We start from the raw sequence: 17,471 nt of genomic DNA on the forward strand, positions 1-17,471 counted from the left end.
CCAATATGAAAAGGGTAAATTTACTTAAGAAAATGTTTGTGTTGGTTGCCTTTCTGGCACTAGCAGGTGTAGGATGGGCGATGGTACAAGAAGAGAATGGCCCGTCTATCAATTCTGAACTCCACACGGCGCGATCGGGAGTTCCGGTAGTTTATGGTATTACATCACTAAAAGGTAATGCCGGGGATATGAATGTACAAGTAAAGTTTGAAATCATTTCTTCCGAAGGATTGGATCTGAATAAGTCTACTTTTGCCTATTATGAACCTAATCAGCCTACTCCGGGATGGGTTGAAGGTGAGTTAGAGGATGGCAAAATATTTACATTCGGGCTTCCGGTAGGCTTTCCTTTAAGGGATGCGACCTCTTACTTTAAACTGACTCCAGTAGGAAGTGGTAAGCTGGTTTCTAAAGTAAGTGTAATAAATGTTGCTAATTCGGGCGAGCCAATTGCTGTCTTAAATGATGAATTGACAGTAACTGGCGATGCAAAAAACATTTCTATTACGAATAATGGTGAAACAACTTATTATGCATCTCTTTACACAGCGGTTCGTTTTGCCAAAGAAAATGATGTCATAAATGTTCCTAATGGCAACTATGACTTGAGAAGAGGTACGGAAGCGATTACAGAAGGCTCGAACGAGGCCGGCTGGTATCTTCCTATTAATAAAAAGGGAATAACGATTAAAGGTGAAAGCCGGGAAGGTGTGAAGATCACTTCTTCTACTTTCGCTTCTAATACCGCATGGTCTACTCAGAATCTAGTAACAGTTTTTGCAGATGATGTAACTTTAGAGAACCTTACGTTTATTTGTAAGAAAGAGACCAATAAGGTTATTGAAGTTGTAGGAAAGAATGTTCAGTTGAAGAATATCACCTGCAATCCTCCCTCCGGAGAAAACTTTGCCGGTTCTATATACTTCAATATTGCCGACTTGGGAACTGCTTCGTTAAGCAATCTGCAATTGAACAGTGGTCGTATCACCTTTACCGGAGCGACAACCGGAACAGTGAAAATGTCGGATGTCAACATTGATTATACGAATGTAAAGATTGCCGGCAGCAGTATGGAGGAGTTGGCTGCGTATGATCCGATCGGATCTACAACCGGAAAGTCCGGTTTGACAATCAATACGGAAAATGTAACTGTGAAGGTGGCAGCTAATAGCGATGCCTATACTTTATCTGCTAATACAATTAAAAATCTTCCGGCTAATGCTGTATTACATTTGGCTGAGGGTACTTATGAGGTAGGTAAACAATTAGTCGTTAATAAACCGATCACTCTGGAAGGCGCGGATGCAGGAAAAGTTATTCTTAAAGCAGCAGCTAGTTGGGAGGGAAGTGCGAATGCTCAGAAAAACCTCGTTTCGGTAGAAGGTAATGGAACGGGTGTTGCCACACTTGCCAATATTACTATTCAGGAAGCTAAGCGTTCCGGCCTCAATGCCCAGTCTGCTATGACATTAAAGCTGAATAATGTGACTTTGAAAAATAATACGGGAGCAGGTATGGTCGTCCATTCAGCTGTAGAAGTTACCGGTTTGAAAACCGAAGGTAATCAATGGGGTGGTGTAAATCTGGATAAAGGGTCTCCTTCTTATCCTATCTCTTTTAAGTTTGATGAAACAAGTACTTTTGCTGAAAACACTAAAATCTATGCAGATAATAAAGAACTTAGCATGACTGTTACTTATCCTGAAAATCAGGGCTGGTATACTTATGATGTCGAGGCAATGCGTATTTGGAGTAATGTAGCTTCCATGGATGTTACAAATGCTGATGAATTGGCAGCAGCCTTGCTTGCTATACCGGAAGGTGGTACTATCCGATTAAGTGGTACTATTACGCCTGCAGCTACAGTGATGATAGAGAAAGCGATTACGTTATGTTCGGTTGATGAAGCCAAAGCGACCTTCAACGGCCATCTGATTGTAAAGACTAACGATGTTAATATTAAAGATCTGAAATTCACCGCTCAGAGTGTTGGTTTCGAAAGTTGGGAAAAGACGGCTATCGTTCTGGTCGGTTCGTCTGCAAAGATTGAGAATTGCGAGTTTGAAGGAAGTGTTTCTGATGACAAGTATGTGGCAAACGGTATTAATCTGATACCTACCGCTGCAAAAACGAACTTTGTCATTACCGGAAATACCTTTAAGAATTTCAACCAGAAAACTGCAGACAATTGGACTGCTACGGCTGTTATCCTTCAGGATAAATTTACGTTGACCAAGCTGAATGGGACGGTAAGTATCACGATCCCGGAAGTAACCGGCTTTGATGAAACGGCAATTGTAAAGAATAATACATTTACAAGCTGCTTTGCCGATTATATTCATATGACAGCTAATAAATATGTATATAGCAGTACCCAAAGCGCCGACGGAGTTGCCGATGCATGGCTTTCGATGGATAAAGGGACGATCAATGCTCCGGCAGTAACCAATGAAGCTGTCTTGACAGCGTTGAACGCTACTGATAAACCGGCTCTTACTGATAAAGCGATTGCAATCAGATGTAGTGATGCCTGGTTGGTGACTAATGAAAGCTTGGCAGGAAACGATCTTCCGGTATTAGTTTTCACAATGGATGGTGGCGATTATAAAGCAGAGAAAAAGACGTATGCTCCGACAATCGACAACTCTAAACTGACTGCTTCTACCATCGAAGCTGAACAGACGCTTTCCGCTTCTATTTTGAGTGGAGGTAAAGCAACTGTAACAACCGGTGACAAAACTATTGAGATTGCCGGAACTTTTGCCTGGGAAGATCCGACAACTGTTGCTAAGGAAGGTGAACAATCCTATCCGGTGGTCTTTACTCCTGCTGACTTGTCTACTTACAGTGCGGCAAAGACTACATATACTTTCTCCGGTACGAAAGCAATTAAGCAGTATTACACAGTTACTACCGGTAAATGTGAAAACGGTAGTGTAGAAATTAAAGAGGCGAATGCGGCCAACCGCTACCTGAAAGGTAGTAAGCTGACTCTCGTATATCATCCGGATGCTAATTATAAAACGAATGCCGATGCAGCAACAACACTGAGCGTAACAGAAAAGCAAGAGATTACTACTATCTTTGAACCTATTATGCATACGGTTACGATTGCAGCCGGTGAGAACGGTAGTGTATCTGTGAACGGAATAACTTATTCCGGAAGTTCGAATACTATATCCGTACAACAAGGCTCCGAACTGGCTGTACAGGCGATACCGGTTGCTGAGTATGTAGGTTCGCTGACTTGCTCCGACAGCAAAGTGATAAGCAATGGCGTCGTTACGGTAGACAAACCTTTTACGGTTACTGCTTCATTTACGGCAAAGCTTGAAGATCAGTTTGTTGTATCAGTTCCTGCTGTTCAGAATGGTAAGATTCTGTTGTATGATAAGGACGGTAATGCGATCAATGCAGGTTCATCGGTTGAAACTGGTACGGATGTCAGTGTGCTGGCTGTTCCGGATCTGGGATATAAGCTGACAAGCGATGGTATAAAGAATAATGGTTCTTCTATTACAGGAGGTAAAATAAAAGTATCTGCTGCTGTTTCTATCACGGCTGCTTTCGAAAAACAAACATTTGCTGTGAAAACGACTGGAAATAATGCGACTATCACACTCGCGCTCGCAGTTGAAAAAGCAGGAACGTTGAATTTGGATCAAGTAGAATATGGTACAAAACTTACAGCCAGCGTTGCGCCAGCTGCCGGTTACAAGCTGCTATCTTTAGTCGTGAACGGCAAGGAGATCGCTAACGGTGGAACCTTTACTGTAACAGCTGCTACAGAAGTTAAAGCCGTTATGTGCAAGTTGGCAACGATTGTTATCGATAAGACACCGCAAACATTTGTTTACGATGGAAATAAGAAAGAATTCGTTGTAAAGACAATTCCGGCAGGTATCGGTGACTTTACTGTGACATATGATGCTGTTCCCCAGGATGCAGCCGGCTATGATAAAAAAGCATACAAGGTAATCATTACCCGTGATGCTGATGATGTATATGCCGCAGTGTCGCAGGAAATCGAAGGTGGACTTGTTATCCTGGCTGCCGATATGAAAGGGGTTGCTATACCAACGGCTAGTAGTGGTAATTTAGAGAGTAATCCAAATTCGGATTTAGGAAGTTATGCTTGGGAAAATGGAAGTGTAGGAAATGACGCTCCTATTCACAATGCTATCTTTACCCCGACAAGTAAAAACTTTAAGAAGTCAACATTCTCTATCCTTACCGGCAAAGGTACGAAGCCGGCAGAAGTAACTCTTGACTGGGGTGGTTTGCAAACCCGCAGTACAAGCCCGAATGTGAAATTCACCGTAAACGGCGGTTCTTTGGCTGTCTTGAATGGTAGCGCTGTGCTTTCTTCCGGTACAACCTTGTATGCAGGACAAAAGATCCGTTTGGTAGCTACCCCGGATGCTGCACATGCTGCTAAAGTAACTTGGTCTGTCACCAATGGTACGCTTAGCGACCAAACAGATACGGAAGCAACACTGACATTGGCAGAGGGAAGTATTACTGTTTCTGCTACTTTTGCTGCAAAGTCTTCTCCGGTATTCCCCGGATTGGATGGTTTAGACAAATCTGTTTACGACGGAACGATTTACGGAACCGGAACTCCTGCAATTAAAGGTGGTACAGGTGCAGTAACAGATAACTGGTCAATAGCCTTCAAACAGGGCGGTGTTGCCACTTCTACTCCGATCAATGCCGGCACATACGATATTTATGTAAGCCGTCCGGCAGATGCAATTTATAGTGCAGTGATCGATCAGAATGTCGGTTCCTTCACGATTGCTCAAAAACAGGCTACAGCTGAAGTTCCAGTTGCTACTCCGATCTTGAAAGGACAATCTTTAGCACAGTCCGTTCTTTCCGGTACGGCTGATGTAGACGGTTCATTCGTATGGATCGACCCGACTGTTCAGATGACAGAAACAGGCAATCAGAAAGCTAAATTCGTTCCAGCCAATGCCAATTATAGGGAAAGCGAAGTGTTGACTACGAATGTAACAGTCACCAAAGCTGAGGGTGTAACCTTGCGTACCTTGAATGTCAATATAACAAATCCGGAAAAGGGAACTGTTACTATGACGTTGAATGGTAGTGAGGTTGTGGCTGGTGCCAGTGTTACTAAAGGTGATAAACTGATTGTTACCTATGTTGCGACAGCTGCTAATTATAAGCCATCGGCAACCATTGGTGGAAGTGATTACAAGAGCGGGGCAGAATATATAGTACCTGAAAGTGGTAATGTGGAAGTTGCTGTCTCCTTTGTTTTTAATAACCCCAATCCCGGCACTGACCCTGATCCCGATCCTTCGACAGTAGATGTAACAGGTATTACTCTGGAGCCGACCAGCAAAACATTGGCCGTAAATGAAACGTTTGCCTTGAAGGCAACTGTTGCTCCTGCTGATGCAACAGATACAGGAGTTAGTTGGAGTAGCAGTGCCCCGGATATTGTTTCCGTAGATACAAAAGGAAATGTAAAAGCTCTGAAAGCCGGAACTGCAACAATTACGGCAACAACCAATGACGGTGGTTTCACTGCTACCTGCAAGATTTCCGTATCTGTTCCGACAGGAATCGAAGATATCCTGAGCGGACCCCGCGTATATGCACAGGATGGTTCTATCGTTCTGGAACCCGCGATGACTATACAGGTACTTGTTTCCGATATGACCGGTCGTGTGATCTGGCAGGGTAAACTGTCTGAAAAGAAACAGATGGCTGTTTCGGCAGGCGTTTATATTGTCAGATTAAGTAACGCTAACGGAGTACAAACACAAAAGGTTATCGTTCAGTAACGGTTTTTCGCTCCTTCCGAAAGGAAGCTGACTAATACGAAAGGCTGTATCAAAAGGACTTTGGTTCCGGCTGATACAGCCTTTTTCTTGATATTTAGTTCTTTTGTGATGCGGTAATCTGTTAGCTGATCTTTTTTGTATCTGTATGCTTTATATCCGGATAGATATATTTTATGAGGAATGACGGTTGATTTTTGTATCTTTGTTGGGACAGATCAAACTGTTTTATATAAAACAATACAATATTATGGATATGATAAATTTTGACGGTCTATTGATTGGGATCGCTACTTTTCTGATAATCGGGTTGTTCCATCCGGTAGTTGTGAAGGCTGAATATTATTGGGGAACCAAATGTTGGTGGATTTTCCTTATTCTGGGGATTGCAGGAACGGTTGCCTCTTTACTGATCGAGAGCGTTTTTGTCTCGGCGATCTGCGGTGTATTTGCCTTTTCTTCGTTCTGGACGATCAAAGAAGTGTTTGAACAGGAAGAACGCGTGCTGAAAGGTTGGTTTCCGAAAAATCCAAAAAGACAATATCCGGAAAAATAATTGTATCTTTGTAGCCGTAATTAAATAGTACAGCTATGAAGAAGAAAAAGAAAGTCTCTCCGCTGGACGAGTACATCAAGGCCAACCGTAAAGGTAGCCGCGAAGCGGAAATCGAGAATCACGGACGTCCGGTAAGTCATAACCGGGTGCATGTATCGAAAAAAGTTTACAACCGTAAAAGAGATAAGGCAGATGCCCAGGGGCGTCTGCCTTATTTGATTCTTATGGCTTGCTGATCAAACCTTATTCTTCTTTCTGATAAAGCCCTTCGCGGGATAGCTGATGATCCAGGTTGGCAACGCCCAGGCCGACAATAGCCATGACGGTAGCGGCATGTTCCTGATATTCGGGGATACTCTTGGTGTAGAGGTCACGTTCGGTATGCCAGATCTCGTCGTAACTGAAGTTATACCCTTTTATATCCTTTTCCATAAAGCCGATAGTCGGTACACCTTCGATAGCGAAAACGGAAGCATCCGTGCCACCCGGTGTTTTGGGTTGACGGCGGGGAGCGGATTCCTTCACTTCAAACGGATATTCAGGATTGACCTTTTGGATAGGGGCACAAATCTTAACGAAATCATCATACATTGCTTTCGGTACGCTGATACCCACCGGAGGCGTTGGGCCGCCATCGCGGTTAAAGAGGTTGGCTATCTTATCCAGTTTCTTCGGATTACCTTTCACCCAGGCTGTTGCTCCGAGCAAACCAAATTCCTCACCGGCAAAGGCACAGAATAACATGGTACGCTTGGGTTTGGCTCCGGATGTGGCGATCAGGCGGGCAGCTTCCATAACGGGAGTAATGCCTGAGCCGTCATCGACTCCGCCGGTGCCGACATCGAAAGAGTCGAGGTGCCCGCTAAGCATAACGTATTCGCCGGGATATTTGCTTCCTTTGATAGAACCGATTACATTATAATATTTCACCGGGCCCATGCGGAAATGGTTGCGTATATCGAATTCAAGCATGAAGGAACGGCGCTCTTTTACCATCTGTTTGATGGTGGCGAACTGATGTTCATCCAGTTTGATGTCGGGTACGGTTGGTAATGTCTCGATTGTCATATCCGGATTGAATACGACGCTTTTGTCGTAGAGTGCACGCAGTGGGACAGGGGCGGACTGGATGAAACCCAGCACGCCGGCTTCGCACATTTCTTTATAGAACAGGGCCGGGATATCTTCTTTTAACGGTAGCAGGGGATTGTTTGTCTTGTTTTCCCAGTTACCCGTCATGATCTCACGGTTCTTTTGGGCTGTTTCGTTGTTTTCGGCAATGATAGCGGCGCGGCTGGAGTCGCCAGCAACGGAGCGGTCGATCGGCCATCCTACATTCGTTCCGTTCACCAAGACCCAGGCACCTTTCAGCTGGCCTTTGATGCGGTCGAACTCATCTTGTGTGCGGGGTTCCAGCAGTACATGTCCCCGTTGCAGGCCTTTTGTGCCGGAAGTGTAGGAAGGGGTGACGAAGTGCAGTTCCATTCCCTGTTCCCCGAGTAGCTTACCGAACCACGGGCCGCGGTTGAAACCAACCGGAAGTGTTCCGGCTTCCTGCAATTCTACTTCCAGTCCCCATTCTTTGAACTTGGAGGCTACCCATTCCGTTGCGTTATCATACGCATCGGAGCCGATAGGACGGCCACCGAAACGGTTGGTCAGGATATCCAGATGGTTCATTACACGATTATCGGTACGTCCGGTCTCAATGATTTTGTTTACAGCGGCATCCTGTGCCGGCAGCGAGGATACGGCCATACAGGCCACAGCTGCAAAAAGAAGTATAGTCCTTTTCATACAAGTGTTTGTTTAAGTCTTGCAAATTAATGGATAAAAATAATGCGCACCAAATGAAAAGCAAGAAATAATAATATAATCGTTACAGTTTTGTAAAAGTATAATCAAAATAAATAAATACCTTTGCGACAAAATCGGGAGCGTGTGAAATCTATCTGCAATGCCATAGCAAAATATCTGCTGGTAGTTCTCTTTGTGAGCTACTATGTAGGGGGCACTGCGTTCACTCATACCCATTATTTCCCGACCTATTCGATTACCCACTCCCATCCGTTCCTGCCGGGTGCGGACGGATTGCCGCATCATTCACATAGTTCGTCTGCTTTCAATACGATACAGGAACTGGACGATCTGCTGGTGGAAGCGGCCGCCTTCTTCTTTGCATTGGCGACAGCCTGGGTACTTCTCTCCGTGTTTATTCAGGAACACCGGTATATAACCTCTGTACGTCTCGTACGCAATCTCAGTCTGCGTGCCCCGCCTTTGTATTAAATAATCTATTCGTAACGAAAACAGAATTATTTAATACAATATAACAACAATATGAAACAATTACTTATGCTATTGCTTCCGGCAATGGTATTATGTTCCTGCAACTCAAACAAGCAGGACGATGAGGTTGCTATTGCCGTAACTTTGCGGGGCGACACGATACAAATAGGGGATAAATCGCCGATCTTATCCCGGTTGAAAACAGACGTAGTGAAAAAGGAAGCCTATCGTCCGGAGTTTACCACCTCGGGGGTAGTCAGGGCTATTCCTTCCGATTATGCGGAGATCGCTTCTCCGTTTGCCGGGCGTATCTCGAAATCGTTCGTGCGGTTGGGACAGAAGGTGATGCCGGGGAGTCCGGTCTTTGAGATCAGTTCCCCTTCCTTCTTTGAGACGGGGAAAGGCTATTACCAGGCTAAGCAGGAGATGGAGCTGGCTTTGAAAAGCCTGAAACGCGAAAAAGACCTGTTGCAGAACAAAGTAGGTGTACAGAAAGAGTTGGAAGAAGCCGAAGTGAATTACGAACTGAAGAAGAAGGATTACGAGAACGCTGTCGCCGCCTTGAAAGTATTTCAGATCGATCCTGAGGAACTGGTACTGGGTCAGCCGTTGATTGTCCGTTCGCCGATAGCCGGGGAGGTAGTGACCGACCGTATCGTGATCGGCCAGTATATCCGCGAGGATGCCGAGCCGGTAGCCGTTATCGCTAATCTCGACAAGGTGTGGGTCGCCGCCCATGTAAAGGAAAAGGATATGGGAATGATCCAGTCGCTGGATAGTGTGGAGATACGCCTGGTGGCTATGCCCGACCGGCCCCTTCCCGGAAAGATCTACCATATCAGCGAGATGCTGGACGAAGATACCCGTTCGGTGGAAGTGCTGATCGAATGCAATAATAGCGAGCACCTGATGAAACCGGCCATGTACGGAACCGTCCGGTTGTGCGACCGTAGTGCTGAAATGATCCGTATCCCGGACTCTGCGATCCTTCAGGAAGAAGAGAGTGCTTACGTGCTGGTGTCGTTGGGTAACAATGGCTACCGGAAACAAAAGGTATCGACTTCCGTCAGCGAAGGTGGTAAGACGGTAATCCTTTCCGGCCTTACTCCCGGCGATACGATCGTGACTACCGGAGCGTTTTATTTACTTGATGCCCGGTAAACGCTATGAAAAAGATAATTTATACTGCGATACATCGGCGGGGACTGATGTTCGTGCTATTCCTGTTTCTTGCCGTAGTAGGATACTATTCATGGACGAAACTGGCGATCGACGCTTATCCGGATATCGCCGATACTACCGTACAGGTCGTAACGCAAGTGCCCGGCCTGGCAGCAGAGGAGATCGAGCAACAGATAAGCATCCCTATCGAAAGGGCGATGAACGGTATGCCGGGACTGAACGTGATGCGAAGCAAAAATACTTTCGGCCTTTCGACAGTCGTATTGGTTTTCGATGACGGCATCGACGATTACTGGGCTCGCCAGCGGGTACAGGAACGTCTGGTGGACGTAGAACTGCCTTATGATGCCGTGCCGGGACTTAACCCGTTGACTTCGCCTACCGGTGAGATCTTCCGTTATGTACTGGAAAGCGACCAACTCGATATACGTGAACTGACCGACCTGCATAAATGGGTAGTCATTCCCCGTCTGAAGCAGGTAACAGGCGTTGCCGATGTCAGCAACTTCGGCGGTATCACCACCCAATACCAGATAGAGGTGAACCCGCATAAGATGGAACAATATAACGTTACATTGGGCGATATCACCGAGAAGATAGAAAAGAACAATGTAAACGCCGGCGGCAGTATGTTGAGCCGTGGCGACCTGAGCTATGTGATTCGCGGTATCGGTCTTGTGAAAGACTTGAAGGATCTGGGACGCATCGTTATCAAGACCGAGAACGGCATACCTGTCTACCTCGACGACCTGGGGACGCTGAAATACGGTAACCTGGAACGGAAAGGCGTATTGGGCTTCTTCGACGGTGTGCGCGACTATTCCGACGGCGTGGAAGGTATCGTACAGATGTTGCGCGGGGAGAACCCTTCGCAGGTGCTCGAAGGGGTGCACCGGGCGGTAGACGAACTGAATAACGAGACGTTACCCAAAGGAACCCATCTGCATGTCTTTATGGATCGTACCAATCTGGTGGATACCACTTTGCATACCGTTTCCCACACCCTGTTCGAAGGAATGGTGCTGGTCGTGCTGGTGCTGATCCTGTTCCTGGGTAACTGGCGCGGTGCATTGCTGGTGGCGCTTACCATCCCGTTATCCCTGTTGATTGCTTTTATCCTGATGCAGCTGACCGATATCCCGGCTAACCTGCTTTCGCTGGGAGCGATCGACTTCGGTATTCTGGTAGACGGGGCGATCGTGATGATGGAAACTGTCCTTAAGAAGCGCGAACGGCATCCGGACGAGTTGCTGACCGAAGAGTCTATCCTGCGGCGTACAACCGAAGTGGCTCGCCCGATCTTCTTCTCTACCTTAATTATTATCACTGCCTATCTTCCCTTGTTCGCTTTCGAGCATATTGAGAAGAAGCTATTTACCCCGATGGCTTATACCGTAGGTTATGCCTTGCTGGGTGCCCTGGCCGTTGCCTTGTTCCTGATTCCGGGGTTGGCTTTCTATGCCTACCGCAAGCCGCGCAAGATTTATCATAACCGCTGGCTGGAGAAGTTGGGGGATATCTACCATAAACAGATCATTGTCCTGTTGGACAAACCTAAGCGTGTGTTGATGCCGTTGCTTGTGATCCTGGTGGCTGCCGGTGTACTGAGTTATACGGTGGGAAAAGACTTCCTGCCGCCGCTCGACGAGGGAGCGATCTGGATACAGGTGCAGTTGCCGCCGGGTATCTCCATAGAGAAGTCGAAGGAGATGGGAGCCGAGCTGCGTAAAGCAGTGAAACAGTTTGAAGAAGTCTCCTATGTAATGACCCAGGTCGGGCGTGACGATGAGGGAGCCGAAGCTTTCTCCCTTTCCCATATCGAATGCGGAGTTGGTTTGAAACCTTACGATACTTGGAAGTTCGGTAAGACAAAGGCCGACCTGATCGAGGAAATGTCGGAAAAGCTTTCGGCTATGCCGGGTTATACCGTCAGCTTCTCGCAGCCGATCATCGACATGGTAATGGATCAGATAGCCGGTGCACATAGCGACCTGGCCATAAAGGTATATGGCGATGATATCACCGATACCCGCCATATCGCCGATAAGGTGGTGAATGTGTTGCGTACGATCCCCGGAGCTGCCGATGTCGCTATCGACCAGGAACCGCCGCTTCCGCAGTTGCAGATCATCGCCGACCGCGACCGTATCGCGCAGTATGGCCTTAACTTCTCCGATGTAGCCGATATGATCGAGTTGGCAATCGGTGGGAAGGCGATCTCGCAGATATTCGTCGGAAGTAAAAGTTATGATGTGATCTGCCGTTTCGACGATGCCAGCCGTAACTCGCCCGAAAGTATTGGTAACCTGTTGCTTACGAATGGGGCAGGTGCAAAGATCCCCCTCTCGCAGGTGGCAGAGGTGAAGATGACGACCGGAGCCAGTACCATCTCCCGCGAGATGAACAGGCGCCACCTGACCATCCATATCAACCTGCGCGGCGTAGACCTGACTGAGTTTCTGAATAAGGCCAACCGGCTGATCGATAAGGAAGTGAGCTATAACCATGATACCGTTCACCTGCAATGGGCGGGACAGTTCGAGAACCAGCACCGTGCCTATAACCGTCTGGCGGCAGTGGTTCCCCTGGCGTTGGGTATTATGTTGCTGCTGTTGTTTGCCGCCTGTGGTAAATTCCGTCAGGCTGCCTTGATGATGTGTGTTGTTCCGTTGGCTCTTTTCGGTGGTATGCTGGCCTTGAATGTCCGGGGTATGACGCTGAATGTGTCTTCTGCCGTCGGCTTTATAGCCTTGATCGGTGTGGCGATCCAGAACGGGGTGATCATGATCTCGCATATTAATAACCTGCGCAGTCGTGACCGCGGTTTCAAGCAGTCTATCATAACAGGCGCGAAACACCGTTTCCGGCCGATTCTGATGACGGCAACGGTGGCCGTGCTCGGTTTGCTGCCGGCCTCTTTGAGTACGGGTATTGGTTCCGATGTACAGCGTCCGCTGGCAACCGTCATCGTGTATGGCTTGCTGTTTGCGACTGTTATTACCCTCTATGTGCTTCCTGCCTTGTATTATCTGGTGGAAAAGCATTATCTGGATGAAGAGGTGGTATCTCCTGAAGCAAAGGATACGACTGCCTGATAGAAAGCTCCCTACCTAATGATTTTTTGACCTTGGTGGTAAATGTTTTTGACCTAGGTGATAAACGTTTTCGACCTAGGTGGTAAAGGTTTTCGACCTGGGTCAAAAATATAAGAGATAGGGAGAAACATATTTGAAAGTACTAATAAAAAGAATAGAAGATATGCGACAATATATTACAATCTGCCTACTGGCCTGGGGACTGGTAGCCAGTGCCCAGCAAATGGTTCCTCTTTCCTATCGTCATTATATGCAGAAAGTGACGGAAGGTAACCTGGAATATGCGGCCGAACGCCTGAATGTGGATGTTTCGGATGCCGAAGTGATTGCTTCGAAAGTATTCAACGATCCCAATCTCTCTGTCTCTTATTTTAATAACGAGAACAACAACCTGCAGATGGGAGAAGGGGTGGAAGTAGAGTTGAGCAAGACCTTTTCTTTCGGGAAACGTGGGGCGAATATCGCCCTGGCACGGAGTGAAAGCGAACTGTCGAAGGCGTTGCTAGCCGATTATTTCCGTAACCTGCGTGCGGATGCAACGATCTCTTATCTGGAAGCGTTGAAACAATATGAATTGTATAAGGTAAAGCAGAATGCGTACGATAATATCCGCCAGCTTGCCGAGAGCGACAGTGTCCGTTTCGCGTTGGGAAAGATCATGGAGATCGATGCCATACAAAGCCGATTGGAAGCCGGTATTTTGAAGAACGAGCTGTTGCAGGCGGAAACGGATCTGCATAATGCGTTTTCCAACCTGAACTTGCTGACCGGGGCGGTTGCACAGGATACTTTATATGTTCCGGAAGCTTCCCTGCATTTGTCACCCCGTGATTTTGTGCTTGCCGACCTGATTTCTACTGCTTCGGTCAACCGTGCCGACCTGGTGGCTGCGCTGAAGAATAAAGAGGTGGCATCCCGTGCTTTGAAGGTGGCACGTCGGGAACGGAATACGGATGTGGATCTTTCCATCGCCGTCAGTAAGAATGCCCGGGTACATAACGAAGAGGCTCCGGCTCCTCCCTTTACCGGGGTGACGGCGGGGATTGCTGTTCCCCTGAAGTTCTCGAACTTTAATAAGGGAGCCGTTCGTGCTGCCCGTTTCCGTGAGCAACAGGCGGAGACGCAATATCAGCAGGCTTTATTACAGGTACAAAATGAAGTGATGCAGGCCTACCGCAGTTACCGGTCGCTAACCGAACAGGTCGGCCATTACGAGAAGGGGATGCTCCATGCCGCCCGCGAAGTGATCGACGGGAAAGTGTATAGCTATAACCGTGGCGAAGTCTCCCTGCTGGAAGTGCTGGATGCCCAACGAACGTATGATGATGTACAGGCTCAGTATATAGAAACGCTGTTTAATTACAGTACGGCTCTCGTGGAGTTGGAGAAGAGTGCCGGGGTTTGGGATGTGGAGATGTAGTAAAATAAATAAAGTCCCCCGGAATCTATTTCCGGGAGACTTTATTATAGATTGAATAAATTCTTTAATTTATCAGGTGCTTGTCGAGTGTCGAACACAGTAACAATACGTATTGTGTTTTTTTCAACCCAATAGACTATTTTATAATTACCTTCAATAATAGAGCGAAAACCCTCAGGTTCGTTTATCAAAGCTGGTTCTAATTTACCTAGACAAGGTTGATCGGTCAGTAATTGTGCCGTTTGTTGAATCTGTAGAATAATAGACATGGCTACTTTTTCACTAGCCATTTCTTTATAGTACTGTTTGATGTTTTTCAATTGTTTTCTGGCACAAGTAGTCCATACCAGTTTTACCATTCTTTCATTTCTTCTGTTAAGTCTGCGTCTGAAATGCAACGTCCATATAGGACATCCTCTCTTGCTTCTCTGACACAAGAAGTTAATTCTTCCTCAGATAAGGCCCAGGGATATGGCTTGCATTTGGGAGTAGCCTTCTTCTGAAATAAAGTTGCTGCATACTTTTCCAGTTTAGTCAACTCTTCTTCATTGGCTGAAAAGATGAGATCAGCCAGACTTTGTTTCCGTAAATTTAATTCCATTGTTGTCATAATTATTTGCTTTAGTTTTTCTTATCCGACAAAGATAAGATATTAATTCTGAATTATTTTTACATTTGCAGCCTAATAAGAGATACGCGTATGATATTTTACTTTTCAGGAACCGGCAACTCCCGTTGGGTGGCAGATACGCTGGGTATTGCTTTGGGAGAGCCCGTAGTTTCGATTGCGAAGGAGTTAAAAACAGGTAAAAAGGAATTTGTCTGCCCGCTTAGGGAAGACGAGAAAGTGCTGTTCGTTTACCCGGTTCACTCCTGGGGGCCGGCTGTTCCTGTTGCCCGCTTTATCTCTCGGTTGAAGCTGACCGGCTACGATCAGCAACCGGTCTACTCCGTCTCCACCTGCGGGGATGAATGTGGCTACACCGCAGATATAATGCGGAAAGCACTGGGGAAAAGAGGTATCACACTGACCGCCAGTTACTCCGTCATTATGCCTAACAACTATATCCTGCTGCCGGGTTTCGATGTGGACAGTAAAGAGGTGGAAGAGCAAAAACTGAAAGAAGCCCCTTCGGCGGTTGCCGCTATTGCCGAAGCTATCCGGGATGGTAAAAACGTTAATTTATACAAGAAAGGAAGCCTGCCCGGACTGAAAAGCTACTGTGTATATCCGCTTTTTACTAACTTTGCGATAGGGAAGAACTCCTTTCGGGTGACAGACGACTGTATCTCTTGTGGCTTGTGCGAACGGGTTTGTCCAACCGGCACGATCACACTGTCCGATGGGAAGCCTGTTTGGTCGGATACCTGTGTGCAATGTGTTGCCTGTATTCACCGTTGCCCGGTACGCGCCATAGAGTATGGTAAGATAAGCCTGAAGAAAGGGAGATATCATCATCCCGGTATTAAATAAAAAAACAACGTCAAATGAAACAACTGTTAATGATGGTTATGGCCGTATTCCTGTTGGCTAGCTGCCAGGAAACGCCTAAAGGTTATGTGATAAACGGAGTCGTAGAGAATATGCCGGATGGCAAGATCTACCTGAAATCATTCCGTAATAAAATGTTCTTCGATGTAGATACCGCCGAGATCAAGGAAGGTAAGTTTACATTTAAGGGGGAAGTGGATCAGCCTCTCCTGTATGGTCTGGCCACCGAGAATATGAATTATCCGGTGCAGCTCTTTGTTGAGAATACTACTATGGATGTAACGATTGGGAATGACGGTGAGACGATTATCGTGCAGAACTCTCCCGTGAATGCCGTTTTCCAGGAAAATCAGAGCAAAGTATTTGAGAATGGTTTCGATATCGATAGCCTGATCAGCAAATATCCGGACTCTCCGGCTGCGGCTTTCTATCTGTATCGTTATTTCACCTACCAGTTACCGCTGGATCAGTTGAAAGCTACCCGCGCCAAGATATCTCCGGCTTTGGCCGGTTGTCCTTATGTAAAGGATCTGGATGGTATCATCGGCCAGTTGGAGAATGTACAGATCGGTAAGACGGCTCCTGATTTCTCTTTGCCGGACACTGCCGGAGTTGCGGTTGCCCTGGCTGATTTCCGTGGTAAATATGTGTTGCTCGACTTCTGGGCATCCTGGTGCCCTCCTTGTCGCCGCGAGAATCCGAATGTCGTGAAGGCATTCCAGGACTATAAGGATAAGAATTTCACCATCCTGGGAATCTCCCTCGATAACAATAAGGACAAATGGCTGAAAGCGATTGCCGACGACCAGCTGACCTGGACACATGTATCCGACCTGAAGTATTGGGACTCTGAAATACCTGCATTGTACGGTGTTCGTGGTATCCCAGCCAACGTCCTGCTCGACCCTAATGGTGTAATCATCGCCAAGAATATCACCGGTGAAGAATTGCACGATACATTAAAAGAAGTCATTAAATAAGTATGAAGCGAAATCTGCTTATATCCTTTCTCTGTCTTCTCTGCCTGTGGGGTTCCGCGGCGGAGAAGACAGACTTTGAAAAGGCAGTCCGCCAGGCTGTCGAAAGGCAGATGCAGACCTATCCCAAATCGACACTGAAAGACCTGTATAAGAATTTCTTTCAGGATAAATTCGGCCCCGGCCATATCGTCAGCGATACGACTGCCGCTGCCAATTACCTGCGCCGTGAAATGGCCTCTTATACGGATACCAAAGGGGAAATAGCGGAACCTACCGGCTGGGAAGGAAACTTCTACCGGGTGAACCTGTCCGTTATTAAAAAGGGGCAAATCCCTTATCCCGTATATTTCGATGCCTTTATCCGTAGCGTGAATGGCATCCGTCCGGTTCCTGTAGCCGAGTGGCAAAAGGAGTGGGAACAGATCGAAGCTGTTATCCGTTCAATGGATCTTTCCCTTCCCGGTTATGAAGAAGATAAAAAAGAGATCGACGACCGCTTGAGCCGAGGTGAATATGTAGGGCATCACAGTAGAATCTTCGAAGACAGTTATTCTCCGCATTACCGTATTATCAGTAAAGATATTTTTGAAGAAGAATTACAACCTTTAATACAATCGTCTCCAATCAATTAAAACAAACCACTTCTT

13 protein-coding genes are annotated in these 17,471 nt (G+C 46.7%); 10 read left to right on the forward strand and 3 right to left on the reverse strand.

What is annotated here, in order from left to right:
* Nucleotides 1-5 precede the first annotated feature (5 nt).
* The 3 genes from HMPREF1536_RS01100 to HMPREF1536_RS01110 all read left to right on the forward strand — a co-directional run bounded on the left by HMPREF1536_RS01100 (nt 6) and on the right by HMPREF1536_RS01110 (nt 6,602).
* Complete coding sequence (locus tag HMPREF1536_RS01100) at nt 6-5,813, forward strand: Ig-like domain-containing protein (RefSeq protein WP_081693459.1); 5,808 nt, start codon at nt 6-8, stop codon at nt 5,811-5,813.
* Between the two features lie 247 nt (nt 5,814-6,060).
* A complete protein-coding gene (locus HMPREF1536_RS01105) occupies nt 6,061-6,366 on the forward strand; it encodes a DUF4491 family protein (protein ID WP_028730566.1) in 306 nt (101 codons plus the stop codon).
* Between the two features lie 35 nt (nt 6,367-6,401).
* Nucleotides 6,402-6,602, forward strand: a complete 201-nt coding sequence (locus tag HMPREF1536_RS01110; protein ID WP_028730567.1) for a hypothetical protein — start codon at nt 6,402-6,404, stop codon at nt 6,600-6,602.
* 7 nt (nt 6,603-6,609) lie between these two features.
* On the opposite strand, the gene HMPREF1536_RS01115 is transcribed toward HMPREF1536_RS01110, so the two are convergent.
* Nucleotides 6,610-8,163, reverse strand: a complete 1,554-nt coding sequence (locus HMPREF1536_RS01115; protein WP_028730568.1) for a M28 family metallopeptidase — start codon at nt 8,161-8,163, stop codon at nt 6,610-6,612.
* Nucleotides 8,164-8,307: 144 nt separating this feature from the next.
* Here HMPREF1536_RS01115 and HMPREF1536_RS01120 point away from each other — a divergent pair, with 144 nt between their 5' ends.
* From HMPREF1536_RS01120 to HMPREF1536_RS01135, 4 genes are all read left to right on the forward strand, one after another.
* Entirely contained in the window at nt 8,308-8,655 is a 348-nt protein-coding gene (locus tag HMPREF1536_RS01120) for a hypothetical protein (protein ID WP_028730569.1), read from the forward strand.
* A gap of 51 nt (nt 8,656-8,706) precedes the next feature.
* Nucleotides 8,707-9,816: an efflux RND transporter periplasmic adaptor subunit gene (locus HMPREF1536_RS01125; RefSeq protein ID WP_028730570.1), complete on the forward strand. Its 1,110-nt coding sequence runs from the start codon at nt 8,707-8,709 to the stop codon at nt 9,814-9,816.
* Nucleotides 9,817-9,821: 5 nt separating this feature from the next.
* A complete protein-coding gene (locus tag HMPREF1536_RS01130; RefSeq protein ID WP_028730571.1) occupies nt 9,822-12,932 on the forward strand; it encodes an efflux RND transporter permease subunit in 3,111 nt (1,036 codons plus the stop codon).
* Between the two features lie 163 nt (nt 12,933-13,095).
* On the forward strand, nt 13,096-14,352 hold the full coding sequence (locus HMPREF1536_RS01135; protein WP_044193803.1) for a TolC family protein: 1,257 nt from the start codon (nt 13,096-13,098) through the stop codon (nt 14,350-14,352).
* Between the two features lie 44 nt (nt 14,353-14,396).
* Here HMPREF1536_RS01135 and HMPREF1536_RS01140 read toward each other — a convergent pair whose 3' ends face one another.
* On the reverse strand, nt 14,397-14,711 hold the full coding sequence (locus HMPREF1536_RS01140; protein WP_028730573.1) for a type II toxin-antitoxin system RelE/ParE family toxin: 315 nt from the start codon (nt 14,709-14,711) through the stop codon (nt 14,397-14,399).
* Nucleotides 14,705-14,962 (reverse strand): hypothetical protein, encoded by a 258-nt coding sequence (locus tag HMPREF1536_RS01145; RefSeq protein ID WP_028730574.1) that lies wholly within the window; start codon nt 14,960-14,962, stop codon nt 14,705-14,707. The genes HMPREF1536_RS01140 and HMPREF1536_RS01145 overlap by 7 nt, the downstream gene beginning before the upstream one ends.
* A gap of 90 nt (nt 14,963-15,052) precedes the next feature.
* Between HMPREF1536_RS01145 and HMPREF1536_RS01150 the strand changes: the two genes are divergently transcribed.
* Genes HMPREF1536_RS01150 through HMPREF1536_RS01160 form a run of 3 tightly spaced genes read left to right on the forward strand, consistent with a single transcriptional unit; the run spans nt 15,053 to nt 17,456 of the window.
* The gene (locus tag HMPREF1536_RS01150; protein ID WP_028730575.1) at nt 15,053-15,826 is read left to right on the forward strand and encodes an EFR1 family ferrodoxin; all 774 of its coding nucleotides are present in this window, start codon (nt 15,053-15,055) and stop codon (nt 15,824-15,826) included.
* A 14-nt stretch (nt 15,827-15,840) separates the two neighbouring features.
* A complete protein-coding gene (locus HMPREF1536_RS01155; protein ID WP_028730576.1) occupies nt 15,841-16,824 on the forward strand; it encodes a TlpA disulfide reductase family protein in 984 nt (327 codons plus the stop codon).
* 2 nt (nt 16,825-16,826) lie between these two features.
* The gene (locus HMPREF1536_RS01160) at nt 16,827-17,456 is read left to right on the forward strand and encodes a hypothetical protein (RefSeq protein ID WP_028730577.1); all 630 of its coding nucleotides are present in this window, start codon (nt 16,827-16,829) and stop codon (nt 17,454-17,456) included.
* Nucleotides 17,457-17,471: the final 15 nt, after the last annotated feature.

The organism is Parabacteroides gordonii MS-1 = DSM 23371 (assembly GCF_000969825.1).
In the GTDB taxonomy this organism is placed as follows: domain Bacteria; phylum Bacteroidota; class Bacteroidia; order Bacteroidales; family Tannerellaceae; genus Parabacteroides; species Parabacteroides gordonii.

Excerpts from the sequence above, each read along its gene's own strand:
- HMPREF1536_RS01115 (WP_028730568.1), bottom strand. The coding sequence starts at position 8,163 with ATGAAAAGGACTATACTTCTTTTTGCAGCTGTGGCCTGTATGGCCGTA.
- HMPREF1536_RS01110 (WP_028730567.1), top strand. The coding sequence starts at position 6,402 with ATGAAGAAGAAAAAGAAAGTCTCTCCGCTGGACGAGTACATCAAGGCC.
- HMPREF1536_RS01140 (WP_028730573.1), bottom strand. The coding sequence starts at position 14,711 with ATGGTAAAACTGGTATGGACTACTTGTGCCAGAAAACAATTGAAAAAC.
- HMPREF1536_RS01130 (WP_028730571.1), top strand. The coding sequence starts at position 9,822 with ATGAAAAAGATAATTTATACTGCGATACATCGGCGGGGACTGATGTTC.
- HMPREF1536_RS01160 (WP_028730577.1), top strand. The coding sequence starts at position 16,827 with ATGAAGCGAAATCTGCTTATATCCTTTCTCTGTCTTCTCTGCCTGTGG.
- HMPREF1536_RS01100 (WP_081693459.1), top strand. The coding sequence starts at position 6 with ATGAAAAGGGTAAATTTACTTAAGAAAATGTTTGTGTTGGTTGCCTTT.
- HMPREF1536_RS01155 (WP_028730576.1), top strand. The coding sequence starts at position 15,841 with ATGAAACAACTGTTAATGATGGTTATGGCCGTATTCCTGTTGGCTAGC.
- HMPREF1536_RS01105 (WP_028730566.1), top strand. The coding sequence starts at position 6,061 with ATGGATATGATAAATTTTGACGGTCTATTGATTGGGATCGCTACTTTT.
- HMPREF1536_RS01150 (WP_028730575.1), top strand. The coding sequence starts at position 15,053 with ATGATATTTTACTTTTCAGGAACCGGCAACTCCCGTTGGGTGGCAGAT.
- HMPREF1536_RS01145 (WP_028730574.1), bottom strand. The coding sequence starts at position 14,962 with ATGACAACAATGGAATTAAATTTACGGAAACAAAGTCTGGCTGATCTC.
- HMPREF1536_RS01135 (WP_044193803.1), top strand. The coding sequence starts at position 13,096 with ATGCGACAATATATTACAATCTGCCTACTGGCCTGGGGACTGGTAGCC.
- HMPREF1536_RS01125 (WP_028730570.1), top strand. The coding sequence starts at position 8,707 with ATGAAACAATTACTTATGCTATTGCTTCCGGCAATGGTATTATGTTCC.